Raw genomic sequence first — 19,628 nt, 5'->3', positions numbered from 1 at the left:
GGCTCCAGAGCACGGAAGATGACCCGGCAACGCCCCGGTGGCACCACGGAAGACGACATGGAGACCGGCAAAGTGGCTTCAGGCAGAAGGCTTCGCACCACGGTGCTGGTGACACTGATCGTCGCCCTCCTCGTCCTGCTGTCCCTGCTGTCGGTCGCCCTCGGCGCGCTCAGCGTCCCGCTCGACCAGGTCGTGCGCTCGGTCCTCGGGCATCCGCCCAGCCGCCTCGTCGACAACGTCATCTGGTCGGTGCGCGTGCCCCGCACGCTGCTCGGCCTGACGACCGGCGCCGCGCTCGGCCTGTCCGGCGCGCTGATGCAGGCCCTGACCCGAAATCCCCTCGCGGACCCGGGAATCCTCGGGGTGAGCGCCGGGGCGTCCTTCGCGATCGTCGTGGCGGTCGGGGTGTTCGGGGTGGCCTCGCTGTACGGCTATGTGTGGTTCGCGTTCGGCGGGGCGCTCGTCGCGAGTGTCGTGGTCTTCCTCCTGGGGCGGATGGGCCGATCCGGGGCCACACCGGTCAAGTTGGCGCTCGCCGGGGTCGCGATCACCTCGCTGCTCCAGTCGTTCACCAGCGCCATCGTCCTGACCGACCAGGACGCGCTGGACCGTTACCGCTTCTGGTCGGCCGGCACGCTCGCCGACCAGGACTCCGGCGAGCTGGTGCGCATCCTGCCCTTCCTCGCCGTGGGCGCGGTACTGGCTCTGGCCTGCGCGCCCGCCCTCAACAGCATGGCCCTCGGCGACGATGTGGCCGCCTCGCTGGGACGGCGGTTGGGTCTCGTACGGCTCCAAGGGGTCACCGCCGTCGTGCTGTTGACCGGTGCGTCGGTCGCCGTCATCGGTCCCGTGGTCTTCCTCGGTCTGGTCGTCCCGCACATCGCGCGGGTTCTCGCGCAGTACGCCGGGATCGGCCCCGACTACCGCTGGCTGCTGCCGCTCTCGGCAGCGCTCGCGCCCCTCCTGCTGCTGTCCGCCGACATCCTGGGCCGGATGGTGGACCGCCCGACCGAGATCCAGGCCGGTGTCCTCGTCGCCTTCCTCGGCGGCCCGTTCTTCATCGTCCTGGTCCGCCGCCGGAAGCTCGCGGAGGTATGAGCGTGCCCACACCCGTAGTCGCTCCCCCGCGTGCCGCCCTCGCCGACCGGCCGTTCCGGCTGACCGTGCCCCCGGTGTCCGGAGTACTGCGTCCGCGCCTGCTCCTCACGGGAGTCGGCGTCGCGCTCGGCGCGTTCCTGCTGTTCTGCTGGGGCCTGACCATCGGCGACTATCCCGTCGCCTTCACCGATGTCATCAGGGCCCTGTGGGGTTCGGGCGACGCGGGCACGGTCATCGTCGTCCAGGATCTACGGCTGCCTCGTGCCCTGGTCGGACTGCTGGTCGGGATCGCGTTCGGCGTCTCCGGGGCGGTGTTCCAGACGATGACCCGCAACCCGCTGGCCAGCCCCGACATGATCGGGCTCACCGAGGGCGCCGGAACCGCCGTGGTGGCGGCGGTGGTTCTCGGCTGGACCGGCGGACTCGGGCTGTCCACGCTGGGGTTGCTCGGCGCGCTCGCCACCGCGCTGCTCGTGTACGTGCTGGCATGGAAGGGCGGGGCCACCGGGTACCGCATCATCCTCGTCGGCATCGGGGTGTCCTGGATCTGTTCCAGCGCCACCAACTTCCTTGTGGCGCGCGGCAGTCGGTTCGAGGCGGAGGCGGCCCTCGGCTGGCTGGTCGGCAACCTCAACGGCCGGACCTGGAACCAGGTGGACTCGCTGGCCATCGCCCTGGCCGTGCTGCTGCCGATCACGTTGGGCATGGGCCGCTGGATGCGCACGCTCATGCTCGGCGACGACGTGGCCGCCGGGCTCGGCACACCCGTCCAACCCGTCCGGCTGGCCCTGCTGTTGGCGGGGGTGGGCCTGGTCGCGTTCGGTACGGCGGCTGCCGGTCCGGTGGCGTTCGTCGCGCTGGCCTGTCCGCAGATCGCCCAACGACTGGCGGGCACTTCGTCGCCGCCCCCGCTCGTCTCCGGCCTCACCGGCGCGCTCGTCATCCTCGGCTCCGACCTCCTCGCCCGCGAGGCGGTCCCGGGGACGGAACTGCCGGTCGGGATCGTCACCGGCGCCCTCGGCGCGCCGGTCCTGCTGTGGCTGCTCATCCGCGCCAACCGCGCGGGCTCTGGAGGCTGATCGCATGTCGACCACTGACCCGCGCGCCCCGCGGACGTCCGAATCACCGGCCCCGGGGCCCGAGTTGCGGGCACGTGATCTTCATCTCGCCTACGACGGACGGCCCGTGGTCGAGAACCTGAACCTCACGGTGCCGACCGGCCGGATCACGGCCATCGTCGGCGCCAACGCCTGCGGGAAATCGACCCTGTTGCGGGCGCTCGCCCGGCTACTGGCCCCGCGCCAGGGCGTGGTGGAGCTCGACGGCGTCGCGCTGCGCTCCGTCCCCACCCGTGAACTCGCCCGCAAACTGGGAATCTTGCCGCAGACGCCGGTCGCGCCGGAGGGGCTGACCGTCCTCGACCTGGTCGGCCGGGGCCGTTCCCCGCACCAGACCTGGTGGCGGCAGTGGTCGGCGGCCGACGAGGAGGCCGTGCACGCGGCCCTCGAAGCGACCAGCCTCACCGACCTCGCCGAGCGCCCGGTCGACGAACTCTCCGGCGGCCAGCGGCAGCGCGCGTGGATCGCCATGGCCGTCGCGCAGGGCACCCCGGTCCTGCTCCTCGACGAACCGACGACCTATCTCGACCTCGCCCACCAGATAGACGTACTCGACCTCATCACGGACCTCAACCGGCGCGAGGGCCGCACGATCGTGATGGTCCTGCACGACCTCAACCAGGCCTGCCGGTACGCCGATCACGTCATCGCCATGAAGGCCGGCCGCATCGTCGCCGAGGGCGCGCCCGCCGACGTCGTCACCGAGGCGACCGTCGAGGACGTCTTCGACCTGCGCTGCCGGATCACGCCCGACCCGGTCAGCGGCACGCCGTTGGTGATCCCGCTGGGGCGGCACCACCACGACGGCAACTCCCCGGCCGGGCAGCCGGGTGTGTCCGAAAAAGTGTGACACTTTCGCGAGAAGTGTCACACTTTTCCGAACCCCCTACCCCCACCCCACCGCCGAAGTCCGCCGGCCGACGTGGGGCCGGCCGATCACGGTCGGGACGTCAAGTACCCGCCCATCGTGCGGAAGTACTCGCCGGCCGCATACTCGGTGCCGTCGTCCGTGCGCACCCGGCGCACCAACAGGCCCTGGCTGCGCCCGGTGTGGGCCTCGGGGCCGGCCACTATGACCACACCGTCGCCCTCGCGGATGAAGATCCGGCCCGGGGTGCCGCCGTAGCGCCCCTCCGAGACGGCCGCGGAGACGATCCTGAGCCGCTCGCCGCGGTGGAAGGCGTACGCGTTCGGGTACGGGTCCGACTGGGCCCGCACGAGGCGCTCCAGGCGTTCCGCGGGCCAACTCCAGTCGATGCGGCTGTCCTCGGCCGACCGCTTGTGGAAGAAACTGGCGCGACCGCGGTCCTGCGGCACCCACTGGCCGGCGTCCCGGCCGGAGGCGATCAGGTCGAGCGACTCGCGCACGATGGGCGCGATCAGGTCGACGGTCCGGTGGAACAGGTCGGTCGCCGTGTCGGTGGGCCCGACCGGCACCGAGCGCTGGATCAGGACGTCTCCCGCGTCGAGTTCACCGTTCATGCGGTGCGCGGTGACACCGACGCGCGGCTCGCCGTTGATGAGCGCCCAGATGATCGGCGAGAAGCCGGCGTACGACGGCAGCAGCGAGTCGTGGACGTTGAGGGTGCCGTGCGGCGGGAGGTCGAACAGCTCCGGCGGCAGCCAGGTGCGCCAGTTGTTGGCGACGATGATGTCCGGCCGCGCTTCCCGTACGGCGTCGAGGAGTTCGGCGTCGTCGGGGCGGTTCCGCAGCAGGACGGGGACGTCGTTCTTCTCGGCGAGTTCGGCGACGCTGTCGTCCCAGATCTTCTCGTAGGCATGCTCACTTTTCGGGTGGGTGACGACGAGAACGACCTCGTGGTCGGAGTCCAGCAACGCCTGTAGCGTGCGGTGACCCCAGGTCTGATAGCCGAGCATGACGACCCGCATGACGGTCCTTCCCTTCAACGACTCATTGCAAGGTAAGCCTTACCTTATCTAGCATTGGGCTGCCTGAGGGAGGCGATGCCACGGTGAAGTCACCGCTACTGGATTCCGAAGTGGTCCACGACATACTCGGAATCGGATTCGGTCCGTCAAATCTCGCTCTGTCCATAGCGGTTGAGGAGCACAACAAGAGCCTTCCGGCAGACAGCCGTCTCAACGCCCTGTTCCTGGAACGCCAGCCGCGCTTCGGCTGGCACCGGGGCATGCTGATCGACGACGCCACGATGCAGGTGTCGTTCCTCAAAGACCTGGTCACGCTGCGGAATCCGACCAGCGACTACAGCTTCCTCTGCTTCCTGCGCGAGCAGGGCAGACTGATCGACTTCCTGAACCAGAAGACCCTGTTCCCGCTGCGCGTGGAGTTCCACGAGTACTTCGAGTGGGCGGCCGAGCGGGTCTCCCACCTGGTCTCCTACGGCAGCGAGGTCGTCGCCGTCGACCCGGTGCGCGGCGACGACGGCGAGATCGCCTATTTCGACGTCACCAGCCGCGACCCTGCGGGTTCCGGTACGACGATCACCCGCCGGGCGCGCAACATCAGCGTCGCGATGGGACTTGAGCCGCACGTCCCGCCCGGCCTCGAACTGGCCGAACGGATCTGGCACAACAGCGAGTTGATCCCCCGCGCGACCGAACTCGCCGACGTGGGAAAGCCGGTGCAGCGGGCCGTGGTGCTCGGCGCCGGGCAGAGCGCGGCCGAGGCTGTGGACTATCTGCACCGCACCTTCCCGGACGCCGAGGTGTGCTCGGTGTTCGCCAAATACGGCTACACCCCGGCCGACGACAGCCCGTTCGCGAACCGCATCTTCGACCCGGAGGCGGTGGACGTCTACTTCTCGGCCCCGTCCGAGGTCAAGCAGTCGCTCATCGACTACCACCGGTCCACCAACTACTCCGTGGTCGACATGGAGTTGATCGAGGCCCTGTACGCCACCGCCTACCGGGAGAAGGTGGCCGGCCGGGAACGGCTGCGCTTCCTCAACGTCTCCCGCATCCGCGCCGTCGATCCCTCGGCGGACGGCGGTCTCGACATCGCCGTGGAGTTCCTGCCCACCGGCGAGAAGCAGGTGCTGTCCGCGGATGTCCTGGTGCTCGCCACGGGTTACCGCCCCCGCGACCTGAGTTCACTCCTCGGCGAGGCGGCGAAGCTCTGCCTACGGGACGACGGCGACGAGGTCCGCGTGGGCCGCGACCACCGCGTCGAGACAGTGCCGGAGGTGACAGCCGGCCTCTACCTCCAGGGCGGCACGGAGCACACACACGGGCTGACCAGCACGCTGCTGTCGACGGTGGCGGTACGGGCGGAGGAGATCCACCGGTCGGTACAAGCAGCGAAGTTGCCCGTCTGACACCACCCCGACTCCCCGAGCCCGGAGGGTACGGTCCCTTCCGGGCCGGGGGTTTTCCGTGCCAGGGGCTTCTGTACCGGGGCGGGGTTTTGCACGTCCGGGGCGGGGTCCTACGCGTGGCGGGGGTGGCAGCCCAGACCGGTCGCCGGTCGCCGGTGCGGAGGGGGAGAGCCAGGCGACGACCGCGTCCGTCAGCCGCTGGACCTGATCGGCGGTCCGCGGCATCCGCGTGCGGATTCTGCAACTGCCCGTGCCTCAGACCGTGGTGGCGGTCCGTTCGAACGGATTCGCCTTCCTTGAACTCCCACCGCTGCCGGTCGCCGGTCGCCGGTCGCCGGTCGCCGGTCGCCGGTCGCCGGTCGCCGGTCGCCGGTCGCCGGTCGCCGGTCGCCGGTCGCCGGTCGCCGGTCGCCGGTCGCCGGTCGCCGGTCGCCGGTCGCCGGTCGCCGGTCGCCGGTCGCCGGTCGCCGGTCGCCGGTCGCCGGTCGCCGGTCGCCGGTCGCCGGTCGCCGGTCGCCGGTCGCCGAGGATGGTGCCCTACTGCTCGCCGCAGGACAAACCTCGGTCAAATCAGCGGAGTTGAGGGCCAACTCTCTCCGAGGTGCCGGGGACCGGGGCCGCCGAACACGTCCGCCACGCCCCGTACGGTCCTGACCGCCCCGCAGGTCGCCGCGATCCAGTCCACGGCCATCCGGTGGTCGCCGTGCGCGCGGTCGGCCACCGCGTCGGCGACGACGAAGGGCTCCATGTCCTGCATCCACGCGTCGGCCGCCGTCAGCAGCACCTGGGTGCGGGCGAACACCCCGACGATGACCGGCTGGTCGCGCCCCAACTCCGCGAGCCTGCGCCGCAGTCGGGTCCCCGCGAAGGCACTGAACCGCTTCGCCACCAGCACGCTGTCACCGACCTGTGGGCGGATCGCGTCCACGACGTCACGGGAGTCCTCGCCGCCGGGCAGGCGTGGATGCCCGAAGCTGGTCTCCCGGCCGTCCGGTTCCCGCTCGGCGGTCTTGAGGGTGTACAGGACGGGGATACCGGCCGCCCGCGCCGACTCCGTCAACAGGCCGACTCCGGCGAGGAGTTCACCTACCGGCGCGGAAGACTCCCGCAGGACGTGCAGGAAATGGTTCTGGACGTTCAGGACCACCAGCGCCGCGCGACCGGGGTCGATGGCCCAGCCCGTCCGGTCCGGGGGCAGCGCGGCGGAACCGGGCATGACGTACGGGACCATGTCGGATGACGGCATACGCGTCGGCCTCTCACCGCTCGTCGGACGCCGTGGAGAGACGTCGCGGGGTTACGTCGTGGGGTTACGTCGTGGGGTTGAGTCGTGGGGTTGGAGAACACGGGACCGGACTTGACCGGACCGGCTCAGTAAGGCCCGTGAGTCCAGCGGCCGTTGGTCATCGTGGCGTGGACGGGCATCGCGCGCAGGGTGTCCGGGTCGGCTTCCAGGGGATCCGCGTCGACGACCACCAGATCGGCCGGGTCACCGACCCTGATGAGCCGGCGTCCGCGGGCCGCGGCGACCAACGCGTCCGGGACGGACAGCCGTTGCTCCGGGTGCCAGGCGGGCCGTTCGTCGTCGGTACGGTTGACGGCGGAGGCGATGGCGAGCCAGGGGTCCAGCGGCGAGACCGGGGCGTCCGAGCCGAACTCCAGCCGGGCGCCGGCGGCGAGCAAGTCGCCGTAGGGGAAGGCGCGTTCGGTGCGTCCGGCCCAGTGCCGGTCCGCCACGTCACGGTCGTCCGTCGCGTGCCGGGGCTGTACGCCCGCCGTGACCCCCAACTGAGCGAAACGCGGGAGGTCTTGGGGACTCAGCAACTGCGCGTGCTCGATCCGGCCGCGGCAGCGCACCGTCTCGAAGGCGTCCAGGGCAACGGTGTTGGCGCGGTCGCCGATGGCGTGCACGGCGGGTTCGATGCCGTGCGCGGCGGCGTGCCGCATGAGCCGTACGAGTTCGCCGGGGGCTGTCTCCTCGATGCCGTGGGCGCCGTCCGTGCCCTCAAGTCCCGGGTAGGGGTCACGGCACAGGGCGGTACGGGTGTTGAGCGAACCGTCCGTGAAGAGCTTCAACGGCCCGACCCGAACCAGCCCACCGTCCGCACCGACGGCGTCCCCCATCCGCAGCCCGCGCTTGATCGCGGCGTCCAGGTAACTCGGATACACCGCGGCCGACACCCGTACGGCGGGCCGGAATTGACCCGAGCGCCGCTCCCAGTCCCCCACTGTGTCGCCGAACTGGAAGTCGATGACACCGCTGACCCCACGCGCGGCGGCGGCCCGGCAGGCCTCCTCGATCCAGCCATCAACCACGTCGACCGGCGCCGCGGGCAGCGCGGACAGAACCTCGTGCGCCTCGTGCTCCCTGATCAGACCGGTGGGGTGATCCCCCCGCCCGACGAGGGCGAGACAGGCGGAGTTGAGCCACGCCGCATGCAGATCGGCACTGACCAGAACGACCGGCCGATCGGGCAACACCGCGTCCAGCAGCTCCTTGTGCGGAGCATCGCCCCACAGCCCGTCCCGGAACCCGTACCCGTACAGCACCGCGCCGTCGGCAACACCGGCCCGCTCCCGGACGAGATCCGCGACGGCCCGCGCGGACCCGGTACCGGCCAGATCGAGCCGATGCCGGGCACTCGCCCACTCCGCCAGATGGACATGGGCGTCCCACAGCCCGGGCAACAAAACCCGCCCGTCCAGATCGAGTTGACGCCCACCACCATCCTCGACGCCCGAGCCCGCGTCCGCCTCGGGTACGACGTGAGTGATCCGCCCGTCCGCCACCCGCACCCGGGCAAGCGGCCCACCGGCACCGAGCCGCACCCGGGTGAGGGTCAGGACGCTTGGATTGTCCGCCATAAGGGCCTCCAGGGGAATGCCGAGGGCACTCCTCCAATGATTCCACCAAGTTAAGTAAGGCTTACCTTACCTTGCGGATCGCACCCTCCACCGCCTACTTCACGTCGACAGTCGTCCGCACCCGCAGATCCCCCGCCGAAGCCCCCACCCACACAGCCCGCCGCCCGCTCCCGAGCACCCACGCATGCCGCTTCACATCCCAAGACGACAAAGTACGCGCATCGACATGCACGGTAACCCGCCGCCGCTCCCCACTCCGCAGCACAAGTCGCCGATAGCCGCCCAACACCCGCACAGCCTGGTCGACTCGGAGGTCCGGTGAGCGGCCGACGTACACCTGAGGCACGGCGACACCTTCCCGGCGCCCGGTGTTGCGGACCGTGAACGTCACATCGAGCCCGTGCCCGCGCCCGTGCCCGTTCCACCGCGTCGACGCGTCCTCGTAGGAGAAGGAGGTGTACGACAGTCCGTGCCCGAAGGGGTAGAGCGGCCGGACGCCCTCCGCGTCGTACCAGCGGTAGCCGACGTGGATGCCCTCCGAGTACTCCTCGATGCCGTTCACGCCGGGGTAGCGGAGGGGGTCGCCGGCGACCGGGTGGTGGCTGTCGTCGACCGGGAAGGACTGGGTGAGGCGGCCACCGGGGTCGCAGTCGCCGAACAGGACGGCGGTCGTGGCGGCGGCGCCCTCCTGGCCCGGGTAGTACATCTGGAGGACCGCGCCGGTACGAGCCAGCCATGGCATCGACGTGGACGACGAGGTGTTGAGGACCACCGTGGTGCGCGGGTTCGCGGCCGTGACCGCGTCGATCAAGTCGGCCTGATTTCCCGGGAGTTCGAGGGTGGTGCGGTCGAGGCCCTCCGTGGCGTCCTCGTAGGCGAACAGGACGACACTGCGGGCGTCGCGCGCCACGCCGACCGCTGCGGCGACATCCTGCGCGCGGGTCGCGCCGGTGATGCGCCGCAGCCGGAACAGCAGTCCGGCGTCGCCGCCCTCGGCGGTGATCTTCAGGGTGTGGGTGCCCTTGGCGAGGGTGAGGGTCTTGCGGCGGACGGAGAGGCCGTCGGGGTCGGCCGAGACCAGGCCGCCGGAGAAGTACTCGCCGTATCCGGCCGCGAGGGGGAACAACTCCTCGCCGTCGAGGAGGACTTGGGGGCGGGCGGTGGGGGCGGAGGAGAAGTGCAGGACGAACGTCCACTCGTCGGTCTCGGTCACGGTGAGCGAGCCGTCGTACTGCCAGCTCTTGCCCGCGTCCACCCCCTGTCCCTCGCTGTCGAAGGCGGGCGTGAACGCGGACGCGGGGATGGCCTTGCCGAACAGGTCCTCGCCGAGCGCGTACGTGACCCGGGTCCGCGAACCGGCCCGCGCCCTGATCGTGTCGAGCGGGCTGTCCGCGTGGTCCGGCACGACATGCGCGCTGCCGCCGCCGCTGACGAAGGGCAGGGTGCCGGTGGGGCCGATCACCGCGATGGTGCCGCCGCCACCGGACAGCGGGAGGGTGCGGTGTTCGTTGCGGAGCAGGGTCGCGCCCGCCTTGGCTACCGCCAGGGCTACGGCGGCGCCCGCCTTCGCGTCGCGGGCGGGGCGCGGCGGCACACTGCCGTCGAGGAGGCCGAACCGGTCCATGACGCCGAGGACGCGGCGCACCGCGCGGTCGACGTACGACTCGGGCAAACTGCCGTTCTGTACAGCCGACTTGAGGGGCGTACCGAAGTAAGTCCCGTCCGGCATCTCCATGTCGAGGCCGGCCGTGATCGCGGCGACGGTGCTGTGCGCGGCGAACCAGTCGGTCATCACCCAGCCCTCGAAGCCCCATTGACCGCGCAGGATGTCGGTGAGGAGGGTCTTGTTCTCGCAGGCGAAGGTGCCGTTGACCTTGTTGTACGCGCCCATCACCGCGCCCGTTCCCGCGCCGACGGCCGCTTCGAAACCGCGCAACTCGATCTCGTGCATGGTCTGTTCGTCGACCCGCACGTCGATGGAGTCGCGGTCCTTCTCCTGGTTGTTCATCGCGAAGTGCTTGACGGTCGCGATGAGTCCCTCGCCCTGGATGCCCTTGATCTCGGCGGCGACCAGATCGCCGGCGAGCAGCGGATCCTCGCTGAGGGTCTCGAAGTTGCGGCCCGCGTACGGGGTGCGGATGAGGTTGACCATCGGCGACAGCAGGACGTCCTGGCCGAGCGCGCGGCCCTCCCGGCCGACGACCTGGCCGTAGCGGCGGGCGAGTTCGGGGTCGAAGGCGGAGGCGAGCAGGACGGGCGCCGGGAGGGCGGTGGCGTGTGCGGTGACGCGGACGCCGGCCGGTCCGTCGGTGAGCCGTAGCGGCGGGATCTTCAGGCGCGGGACGCCGGGGATGTAACCGGCCTGGCCGAGGGAGTTGGGGTCGGTGGCGCCGTGCAGGAGGGAGATCTTCTCGTCGAGGGTGAGCCTGGCCAGGAGTCCTTCCACGCGGGGACCGGCCCCCGCCTCGGGTCTGGCCTGCGCGTACGCGTACGCGTGCGACGGGGAGACGAGTCCGGTGGTGGCCGCGCTGGCCACCGCGATCGCGCCGCCCAGCAGACGCAGGGCGGATCGCCGGGACACGGTGTCGGTCATGAGCCGTCACTCCTTCGGTGTGCGGGCACGACGGTGTGCGCCACGGGTGCGCCTCGACGCCCCGGACCGTGTTCGGTATCCGAACTCACCATGTGAGACCACCGACTTGACGACCCGTTAGACACCACTGGCGCGGCGGGAAAACTATGACCGTCACTGACTCGTGTCAATGACGCGCACAGGAATCGGCCGCGCGCCCACAAGAACCGAAGGGTGAAAGAGCGGTGGGGCCACCCGGATCGGGTGGCCCCACGAGTCAGCCAAGGGACGGGAGGAGGGAGGTGACCGTGTCCGCGACGGCCGCCACGACCGTCGTCAGCGGCTCTACGGCACCTGCGTCGCCGCCGGTTCCGGCACCCGCGGGCGCGGGCTCCGGCGCGGGTTCGTCGCAGCAGGCGACCTGCGCGGCGCGGGGTGCGTACTGCGGCTGGTCCTGTTGCGGCAGGTTCGAGAGTGGAGGCGGCGGTACGTCGCCCTGGGGCGCGCCCTCGGGCGGCTCGGGTGCGTTCGGTGCGCCGTTCCCCGGCACCTCTCCCTTCCCGGTGCCGTTCCCCTCCGCCCCGCCCTTTCCGTTCGGTTCACCCTGCTTCACCCGCGCGTCGGCCGCGGATTCCAACGCCCAGCGCTGCCCGGCGGACCCGTCCCGGTCCGTGATCACGACCCGCGCCCCGGCCTTCGCGCTGGCGGGAGTCACGGCCAGCCCCTGGCTCCAGCGGAGCAGGAACTCGCCGCGCACCGTCAGGTCGTAGTGCACCTCCCCCGCGTGCACCAGGCAGCCGGCCAGGGTGACCGTGCGGGCGTCGGTGTCGGCGTCGAGGCAGAGTCCCGGGTCGGTGAGGCTGCGCAGCAGGCCGTCCTGGTCGTACGACCACTGTTGTGACCCGGCGGTCGAGCACGTCGCCATGGTGACGGCGGCGCCGGACCGCACCCGGCCGCCCGGGATGTCGAGGCACAGGCCGGAGGCGAGGCTGCGCAGGACGCCCTGCTGGACGACTCCCGCGACTCCCCCGGCGGCACCGGCGGCCGACGCGGAGGCGGCGGAACCGTCCGACGAGGGCGCGCCGACAGGGCTCGGGCGGGTCGAACTGCCGCTGGCCGCACCCCAAGTGACGTGCGGATCAGGCGTGTTGCCCCCTTCCGTCCAGCCCTTGGTGGCGAGCACGGTCGCGAGCAGGGCCAGGGAGGTCAGGCCCACGCCCACGAGCGCGACCCGGGGATGCCTGCGCGGGAAGGCGAGGCGGCCGTCCGGCGTGGGGCGGTGGCGGCCCATCGGACGACGGGCGGCGCGGGCCGCGGACTCCGGGGTCTCGCGGCCGGGCCGCGAGTCGAGGTAGCGGCGGGCACCCCAGCCGAGCACGGTCTCGGCGAGCAGCACTTCGAGGCCGCCGTCGAAATGGCTCAACTGCTCTGCCGCGAAACGGCAGTAGCGGCACGTCATGAGATGCCGTTGCACATCGGGCAACAGGCCGCCGCCGCGGCGGATCGGGACGTCGAGGAGCCGGTTGTAGTGACGGCATTCCGCGGTCGGCGCGAGTTCCTTATGGGCACGTGCACAGCCCTGCCGGAATTGCTCTCGCGCCTGGTCCAGTGCGGCGGTCGCGGTGAGCTCGTCCACTCCCAGCAGACCGGCCGGTACGGATATGGGTTCGGCTTCGACCTCGGAGTGCCACAGCAGGCATTGGGAGGCGCCGGACAGCGCGCCGAAAGCGCGCTCCGCGAGCTTCCGCCTTTCGGAGGTGCCGGGCCTCGCCGCGCGTAGACCTCGGGCGCCAGTGGGTTTACGAAGTTCCGGCAGTGCCGCCGCAATTCGCTCCTCCGCCGCCCAGTTCTTCACCATCTCCCTTACCGCGACGAGGAGTTGGGGACGCAGGGCGCCGCCGGTGGCGCGGCCCCCCAGTACCTGGTGGAAGGCGGCGCCGGCCACCATGGACGCCGAACTCTCGGCGGTGGCAAGGCAGATGGCCGCATATTCGCTTGTCGCCTGCCAGTGGCGTGCCAGCAGCAGTGCCACGGCACGGGTGCCCGCCGCCTTATCGCCGAGTTGCGCCACGAGATTGCGGTCGGACTCCCCCGGGCTCGATCCGGGGCGGGGCGGGAAGGGCGGGCGTGGGGGGTTGGGGGATTGCACGGAACCATTTCCTTCCAAGCCGCAGGACGGCACACCGAATGGCCGCCCTCGGAAAGCAGGTGCTTGATTGGTGCATACCTATGAGATGTCAGAAGGTGCCGGAGGGGACGCTGACCATTGCCTTCCGATGTCTACTGACAGCCGGTCTCACGGGGTGGCTCACACTCGCACAAGCCTCTGACAGGAAACAAGGAGTTCGAGTGACCGATGTTCAAAACGCTGAGAATTCAGATTGGTTACCGGCGGTATCCACAGGCGTCTCCACCAAATCTCCAACTCCCCCGCGAACTAAGGGCGGCACACAGGGAACTCCGAAGTTTCTCTCGGGGTGCTCTCATCGCCGTGCGCCACCATGGGCCGCATGATCGCCCCCCACTCTTCAGCCACCCCCGCACCCGCCCGCGTCCCCACGGTCCGCAAGGCGGTCGTGCCGGCCGCCGGGCTCGGCACGCGGTTCCTGCCCGCGACGAAGGCGACGCCGAAGGAGATGCTCCCGGTCGTCGACAAGCCCGCGATCCAGTACGTCGTCGAGGAGGCCGCCGCGGCCGGGCTCGACGACATCCTGATGGTCACCGGCCGGCACAAGCGCGCCATCGAGGACCACTTCGACCACGCCTTCGAACTCGAACAGGCCCTGGCCGCCAAGGGCGACACCGTGCGCCTGGACGCCGTACGCGATCCCGCCCGCCTCGCCGACATCCACCACATCCGCCAGGGCGACCCGCTCGGCCTCGGGCACGCGGTGCTGTGCGCCCGCCACCACGTCGGCGACCAGCCCTTCGCGGTCCTCCTCGGCGACGACCTGATCGACCCGCGGGAGACCCTGCTCAGCCAGATGCTGGAGGTCCGCGAGCGCTACGCCGGCAGCGTGGTCGCCCTCATGGAAGTCCCGGAGGAATCAGTCCACTTGTACGGGTGCGCGGCCGTGGAGCCGACCGGCGAGGAGGGTGTCGTACGGGTCACCGGCCTGGTCGAGAAGCCGTCCCGCGAGGACGCCCCGAGCCGCTACGCCGTCATCGGCCGCTACGTCCTCGACCCCGCGATCTTCCCCACCCTGGAGCGCACCCCGCCCGGCCGCGGCGGCGAGATCCAACTCACCGACGCCCTCCAGGAGTTGACCGCCGGAGGCACAGTCCACGGAGTCGTCTTCAAGGGCCTGCGCTACGACACCGGCGACAAGGCCGACTACCTGCGCACGGTGGTCCGGCTGGCCTGCGACCGCGACGACCTGGGACCCGAATTCGTCGCGTGGCTCAAGGAGTTCGTGGCGGGGCTGGAGAGCACCGGGCAGCCCGGCGAGAGCGACGGCGCGCGCATCGCGGCCTGAACCTCACGCACACGAGGGCCCGGTCATCGGCAGGCGATGACCGGGCCCTCGTAGCGGAGTCGGTAGTCCGTGGGCAATGACCGGACCCCGTACCGGAGTTGAGCTGTTCAGCCGTTCGGACGGAGCGTCCAGATGACCGTCATCTCGCCCGTGACGGCGCCGTCCTCGCGCTGGATGGCGACGGTGACCGGGAACTCGGGGCGCTCGCCCGCGTCGAGTTCGGCGACGACGTCGGCGGCGGGGCGGCCGAGGGTCGCGGTGGCCTTCACCGGGCCGAGGGCGATCTTCTTGAACGCGATCTCGGCGTTGACCGGGAGCGGCACGGCCCGCGAGAGCTGGTCGCCGAAGGCGGCGAGGACGATCGCGCCGCTGGCCGACTCGCCGAGGGTGAACATGGCACCGGCGTGCGGCCCGCCGACGTGATTGCGGTACTCGCTCTGATCCGGCAGGGCCAGCACGGCCCGCTCCGGACTGGTCTCCAGGTACTCCAGGTTCAGCGTGCGAACCATCGGCACCGTGGCGGCCAGCAACTCGCCTATGGACATCTGATCTGCGCTCATGAAGGGCATGTTACTCACGGGTAGCCAGGTCTGGCCAGATGTGTGCGGGCGCACACACCCGTCACTCTTCAACTTGGTACGACCCTGACAAGGGGCGGTGACCCAACCGTGTCCGACGCCGGACTAGGGTTACTGCCCATGTGGCCAGGACAGCAGCCGCCCGGGGGCGAGCAGAACCCGCAGGACAACCCGTACCAGCAGCCGGGGTACCAACAGCCGAATCCGTATCAGCAGCCCGGCTACCAGCAGCCCAATCCCTATGGGCAGCAGCCGCAGTGGGGCGCTCCGGGTCCCGCGGGCGGACCACAGCCGCCACAGCCGCCACAGGGCGGGGGCGGCGGGAACCGGACGAAGCTCGTCGCGATCGTCGCGGCCACGGCCGTCGTCGTGGCCGCCGGTGTGACCGGATTCCTGGTACTCGGCGGCAACAAGGACGACAAGGCGGACGGCGGCAAGGACAAGTCGAGCCAGTCGCCGTCGGCGTCCGCGGACCCGAGTGCCTCCTCCTCCGGTTCGGACGACAACCCGCGCGGCAACGAGACCGAGAAGCCGACGATCGCGGGCTGGAAGGTCGTCGTCAACCAGAAGTACGGCACCGCGTTCGACGTCCCCGCCACCTGGGAGGTCGGCAAGCCGGGCACCTTCACCTTCTTCGAGGACGAGGTGAAGGGCGACGGCTCTCCGTACATCGGCTTCTCCGCGCCCGCCTATCTCAAGGAGAACTGGTGCGAGTCCGACGACAACAAGGACGGCACGAAGGAGACGTCGTCGCTGGCGTCGAGCGGCACCAAGGGCGAGGACGGCGCGAAGGACACGGCGAGCACCGCGCGCGGTGACGCGGCCTCGTTCGCGTTCGGCGGGTACACGGACCAGAAGGACTCGTCCAAGAAGTACCTGAAGATCGGCGCGGCCAAGCCGTACACGACGAAGTCGGGTGTCGTCGGCAGCGTCGCCACCTCGTACACGTCCGGCGTGCCGAAGACGGGCAAGTGCTCCTCCGACGGCAAGGCGACCACGTTCGCCTTCAAGAACTCGGCGGACGACTTCGTCTCCTGGACGCTCTACGGCGCGAAGGGCGTGAGCGAGGAGATCCCCGACGCCACGATCCAGCAGATCCTGAGCACCGTACGACTGCACGGGGACCCGACGGGCGCAACCAGCTGACGGCCGTGGGCCGTTGACCACCCGCCGTTGACCACTGGCCGTGGGCCATTGGCCGTTTGGCTTGATTCTGGCGGCAATCTGTTTGGCAGGGTGCGGCGTGGGCGGCGATAGTCGGCCGGTGACCGTCGCCCACGCCCCCGCTCCTCGCCGACCGCGCAGACCCGACTGGGCGGGCCGCAACTACACCCTGCTGACGGCCGCCGCGGTGGCGACCGGTCTCGGGGGCAACGGCGCGCTGATCGCGTCCGCGTTCGCCGTGCTGGACGCGGGCGGGGACGGCGGTGACGTGGGTCTGGTGGCCGCCTCGCGCACGCTGCCGCTGGTGCTGTTCCTACTGATCGGCGGCGCGATCTCGGACCGGGTGCCCCGGCACCACGTCATGGTCGCGGCGAACGCCCTCAGCTGCGTCTCGCAGGCGGCCTTCGCGGTACTCGTCCTCACCGGCGAGCCGCGCCTCTGGCAGATGATGCTGCTGACCGCGCTCGGCGGCACCGGCCAGGCGTTCTTCGGCCCGGCGGCCGAGGGTATGCTCATGTCCACGGTGAGCGGCGAACAGGCGGGCCGGGCGTTCGCGGTCTTCCGGATGGCGATGCAGGGCGCGTCGTTGGGCGGCGCGGCACTCGGCGGCGCGCTGGTCGCGGCGGTCGGCCCGGGCTGGGTGCTCGCGGTCGACGCGACGGCGTTCGCGGTGGCCGGCGGACTCCGCTCCTTCCTCGACGTGAGCCACATCCCGCCGCGTGCGCCGGGCGGCGGGATGCTGGCCGATCTCCGGGACGGCTGGCGGGAGTTCACCGGCCGCTCGTGGTTGTGGTCCATCGTCGTGGCGTTCTCCATCGCCAACGCGGTCGTCGGCGCGGCGGACGCGGTCTACGGCCCCCTCGTCGCCCGCGACAGCCTCGGCGGCGCGGGCCCCTGGGGCCTGGCCCTGGCGGCCTTCGGCGCGGGCACGGTAGCCGGCGCCCTCCTGATGACCCGCTGGAAACCCCGCCGCCTCCTCCTCGCGGGCATGCTCGGCATCTTCCCCCTGGCCCTCCCGTCCGCCGCCCTCGCGATACCGGTCCCGATCGGCGTCCTGTTCGCGGTGATGTTCGTCGCGGGCACGACGGTCGAGATCTTCGGGGTGAGCTGGATGACCGCCCTGCACCAGGAAATCCCCGAGAACAAGCTCTCCCGCATCTCCGCCTACGACTGGTTCGGCTCCATCGCCCTGATGCCCCTCGCCGCAGCGGCGGCAGGCCCTACGGAGTCCGCCTTCGGGCGCACGGCCGCGCTCTGGGGGTGCGCGGCGCTGGTCACGGTGATGACGGGGGCGGTGCTGTGTGTGCCGGAGGTTCGGAATCTGCGGCGGCGGGGTGGGGTGGGCGAGGTCAAAGGGACGTCGGGGGGTGTGGGTGGGGCGGTCGATGATGCGGGGCGGTCGGTTGAGGGGCTTGGGTGACGGTGGGGGGACTCGTGGGGGGCGGGGTGCGTGTACGGCGGTGAAGTGCCGTGGGGTGGGGCTGAGTTCGGGGCGTGTGGGGAGGGCGGGCGGGGCTGCGGGTGGGCGCGTCGAGGTGGCGCGGTACGGCGCTCTCGTCGCGGGCGCGGGCGGGCTGCGCGGCACCGGTGAAGTTCCGTGACGCAGGCCCGCGTTCGAGCCGCGTCGGGAGAACGTGCCAGGCCGGGAGCCGGCTCAGCCGATGCCGAACGCACCGTCCGGGGGCACAGGCGACGGCACCGCATCCTCGTCCCGGACCGGCCGCGCCCCGCCGATGAAGTCCCGTAGCGCAGGCCCGTGTTCAAGCCGTGCCGGGAACGCGTCCGAGGCGATGAGCCGGGTCAGGGGTGCCGTGTCGATCGGGTGGTGCGCGGCCACCAGGACCGCGTTGCCGAAGCGGCGCCCCCGGAGCACGCCCGGTTCCGCGATCAGCGCCAGTTCCTGGAACACCGTGCCCAACGTGGCGAGTTGGGCCCGCAGGAAGGTGAAGGGGGCGGCGTCCGCGAGGTTGGCCAGGTAGACGCCGTCGGTACGCAGGACGCGCTCGGCTTCGTGGGCGTACGCCACGGACGTGAGGTGTGCCGGGACCCGTGAGCCGCCGAAGACATCGGCGACGATCACGTCCGCCGAACCGTCCGGCGCCGCCTCCAGCCAGGCGCGGGCGTCGGCCCCGTGCACGGTGACACCGGCACCGTCCGGCAACGGCAGGTGCTCGGCGACCAACTCCAGCAACCCCAGGTCGACCTCGACCACGTCCTGCCGCGAACCTGGCCGGGTCGCCGCCACGTACCGGGGCAACGTGAGCGCCCCGCCGCCCAGGTGCAGCACGTCCAGTGGGCGCCCCGGTTCCGCGAGGGTGTCCAGCACGTGCCCGAGCCGCCGCGTGTACTCGAACTCCAGGTGCGTCGGCGCGTCCAGGTCCACGTAGGACTGCGGCGCCCCGTCGACAGTCAGCAGCCAGGCCCGCTCCCGATCCACGTCGGGCATGAGTTTGGCGACCCCGTGATCTACGTCCCGGGTCACGGGTATTGGCTCGTTCACCGGTCCATTGTGCCGGGGTGGTGGGGTGGAAGGTGACGCGGTGGGGTGGTGGCGGGCTCGTGCGGGGGTTGGCTGTGGGGGGCCACTGGAGTGTGGTGGGGCGCTGACCCGCGGGACGGCGCCTCGGTCGAGCGGCATGAATCCTGGTGGCGATCCTGCCGCTGCCTCCGAGATCATCTGTCCATGTCGCACGACGATTCAGATCGGAACGAGGCAGTCCCGGCCAACGCTCACGCCTGCGTGCCCGGGGGTCTTGACATGCCTGGCCAGCCGCCGGGCGGATTGATCATCTTCCTCAACGGAACATCGAGTTCCGGAAAATCGAGCATTGCCCGAGAGCTTCTTCAGATCTTGGACGAATCCTTCTTTCACATGCCGGTGGACGCCTTCCATGCGATGCGGTCTGATCGGGACATTCCCGACGGGCGTCTACAGGCCGAGATCGACCGAACCGCTATGGGCTTCCACCGCGCCGTCGCCGGCATGGCCGCGGCCGGCAATCAGATCGTGGTTGACCACGTGCTGAGCCGGCGTTGGCGCCTCCTCGACTGCCTCGACCTGTTCGCCGCCGAGAACGTCGTCCTCGTCAGCGTTCACTGCCCGTTGCCGGAACTGGAACGACGGGAACGGATCCGCGGCGACCGGACGCCCGGCCTCGCCGCGCGGCAGTTCGAGCAGGTCCACGCGCACGGCACCTATGACATCGAATGCGACACGAGTAAGAGCACCTCCGGGGAGATCGCTCAGCAGATCAAGAACGCCCTGACCCGGCGGCCGACCCCGACGGCATTCACACGGCTGAAGCCGGCCATGCGCGCCTGCGATCCGAACTGAGCTCCACCCAACAGGTGTTGGCAACAGCTCCCGATACCCGCCCCACGCTCACTTCCTTCAACCACCCCCCGCCCCCACCAACCCGGCACCCTCGCCCCGCCAACCCGCCCCCTCAGCAGGCCAACCA

The 19,628-nt window shown here is 70.9% G+C and carries 15 protein-coding genes; 8 read left to right on the top strand and 7 right to left on the bottom strand.

The annotated features are described in order from the left end of the window. The first annotated feature begins 57 nt into the window (after positions 1-57). The 3 genes from OG194_RS40105 to OG194_RS40095 are packed head-to-tail and all read left to right on the top strand — an operon-like array spanning position 58 to position 3,066. Positions 58-1,098, top strand: a complete 1,041-nt coding sequence (locus OG194_RS40105) for a FecCD family ABC transporter permease (RefSeq protein WP_327405622.1) — start codon at positions 58-60, stop codon at positions 1,096-1,098. Continuing rightward, positions 1,095-2,177, top strand: coding sequence for a FecCD family ABC transporter permease (locus OG194_RS40100; RefSeq protein WP_327405621.1), 1,083 nt, complete (start codon positions 1,095-1,097; stop codon positions 2,175-2,177). Before OG194_RS40105 ends, OG194_RS40100 begins: the two co-directional genes overlap by 4 nt. A gap of 4 nt (positions 2,178-2,181) precedes the next feature. Further along, positions 2,182-3,066, top strand: a complete 885-nt coding sequence (locus tag OG194_RS40095) for an ABC transporter ATP-binding protein (protein WP_327405620.1) — start codon at positions 2,182-2,184, stop codon at positions 3,064-3,066. Positions 3,067-3,152: 86 nt separating this feature from the next. Here the strand turns inward: OG194_RS40095 and OG194_RS40090 are convergent, their stop codons facing one another. After that, positions 3,153-4,106 carry a methionyl-tRNA formyltransferase gene (locus OG194_RS40090; protein ID WP_327405619.1) on the bottom strand — a complete coding sequence of 318 codons (954 nt, stop codon included), beginning with the start codon at positions 4,104-4,106 and terminating at the stop codon, positions 3,153-3,155. A gap of 83 nt (positions 4,107-4,189) precedes the next feature. Between OG194_RS40090 and OG194_RS40085 the strand changes: the two genes are divergently transcribed. Next, positions 4,190-5,512, top strand: a complete 1,323-nt coding sequence (locus tag OG194_RS40085) for a lysine N(6)-hydroxylase/L-ornithine N(5)-oxygenase family protein (RefSeq protein WP_327405618.1) — start codon at positions 4,190-4,192, stop codon at positions 5,510-5,512. A 565-nt stretch (positions 5,513-6,077) separates the two neighbouring features. On the opposite strand, the gene OG194_RS40080 is transcribed toward OG194_RS40085, so the two are convergent. The 4 genes from OG194_RS40080 to OG194_RS40065 form a co-directional block, all read right to left on the bottom strand. After that, entirely contained in the window at positions 6,078-6,758 is a 681-nt protein-coding gene (locus OG194_RS40080) for an isochorismatase family protein (RefSeq protein WP_327405617.1), read from the bottom strand. Positions 6,759-6,883: 125 nt separating this feature from the next. After that, positions 6,884-8,377 carry an amidohydrolase gene (locus OG194_RS40075; RefSeq protein ID WP_327405616.1) on the bottom strand — a complete coding sequence of 498 codons (1,494 nt, stop codon included), beginning with the start codon at positions 8,375-8,377 and terminating at the stop codon, positions 6,884-6,886. A 94-nt stretch (positions 8,378-8,471) separates the two neighbouring features. Next, on the bottom strand, positions 8,472-10,970 hold the full coding sequence (locus OG194_RS40070) for a beta-glucosidase family protein (protein WP_327405615.1): 2,499 nt from the start codon (positions 10,968-10,970) through the stop codon (positions 8,472-8,474). A gap of 256 nt (positions 10,971-11,226) precedes the next feature. Next, positions 11,227-13,020 (bottom strand): RICIN domain-containing protein, encoded by a 1,794-nt coding sequence (locus OG194_RS40065; protein WP_327407362.1) that lies wholly within the window; start codon positions 13,018-13,020, stop codon positions 11,227-11,229. Positions 13,021-13,459: 439 nt separating this feature from the next. Here OG194_RS40065 and galU point away from each other — a divergent pair, with 439 nt between their 5' ends. Next, positions 13,460-14,425, top strand: coding sequence for a UTP--glucose-1-phosphate uridylyltransferase GalU (gene galU / locus OG194_RS40060; RefSeq protein WP_327405614.1), 966 nt, complete (start codon positions 13,460-13,462; stop codon positions 14,423-14,425). A gap of 107 nt (positions 14,426-14,532) precedes the next feature. Here the strand turns inward: galU and OG194_RS40055 are convergent, their stop codons facing one another. Further along, positions 14,533-14,970 carry a DUF4442 domain-containing protein gene (locus OG194_RS40055; protein WP_327407361.1) on the bottom strand — a complete coding sequence of 146 codons (438 nt, stop codon included), beginning with the start codon at positions 14,968-14,970 and terminating at the stop codon, positions 14,533-14,535. 153 nt (positions 14,971-15,123) lie between these two features. Between OG194_RS40055 and OG194_RS40050 the strand changes: the two genes are divergently transcribed. Continuing rightward, complete coding sequence (locus tag OG194_RS40050) at positions 15,124-16,149, top strand: hypothetical protein (protein WP_327405613.1); 1,026 nt, start codon at positions 15,124-15,126, stop codon at positions 16,147-16,149. A gap of 118 nt (positions 16,150-16,267) precedes the next feature. Then, the gene (locus OG194_RS40045; protein ID WP_327405612.1) at positions 16,268-17,587 is read left to right on the top strand and encodes an MFS transporter; all 1,320 of its coding nucleotides are present in this window, start codon (positions 16,268-16,270) and stop codon (positions 17,585-17,587) included. Between the two features lie 234 nt (positions 17,588-17,821). Here the strand turns inward: OG194_RS40045 and OG194_RS40040 are convergent, their stop codons facing one another. Then, complete coding sequence (locus tag OG194_RS40040; protein WP_327405611.1) at positions 17,822-18,667, bottom strand: spermidine synthase; 846 nt, start codon at positions 18,665-18,667, stop codon at positions 17,822-17,824. Positions 18,668-18,925: 258 nt separating this feature from the next. Here OG194_RS40040 and OG194_RS40035 point away from each other — a divergent pair, with 258 nt between their 5' ends. Further along, positions 18,926-19,501 carry a chloramphenicol phosphotransferase CPT family protein gene (locus OG194_RS40035; RefSeq protein WP_327407360.1) on the top strand — a complete coding sequence of 192 codons (576 nt, stop codon included), beginning with the start codon at positions 18,926-18,928 and terminating at the stop codon, positions 19,499-19,501. The last annotated feature ends 127 nt before the right edge of the window (positions 19,502-19,628 follow it).

It is taken from the genome of Streptomyces sp. NBC_01288 (assembly GCF_035982055.1).
GTDB lineage: Bacteria > Actinomycetota > Actinomycetes > Streptomycetales > Streptomycetaceae > Streptomyces.
Note: the sequence above shows the minus strand (reverse complement) of the source record. Positions and strands in the feature narration are given on the sequence as shown.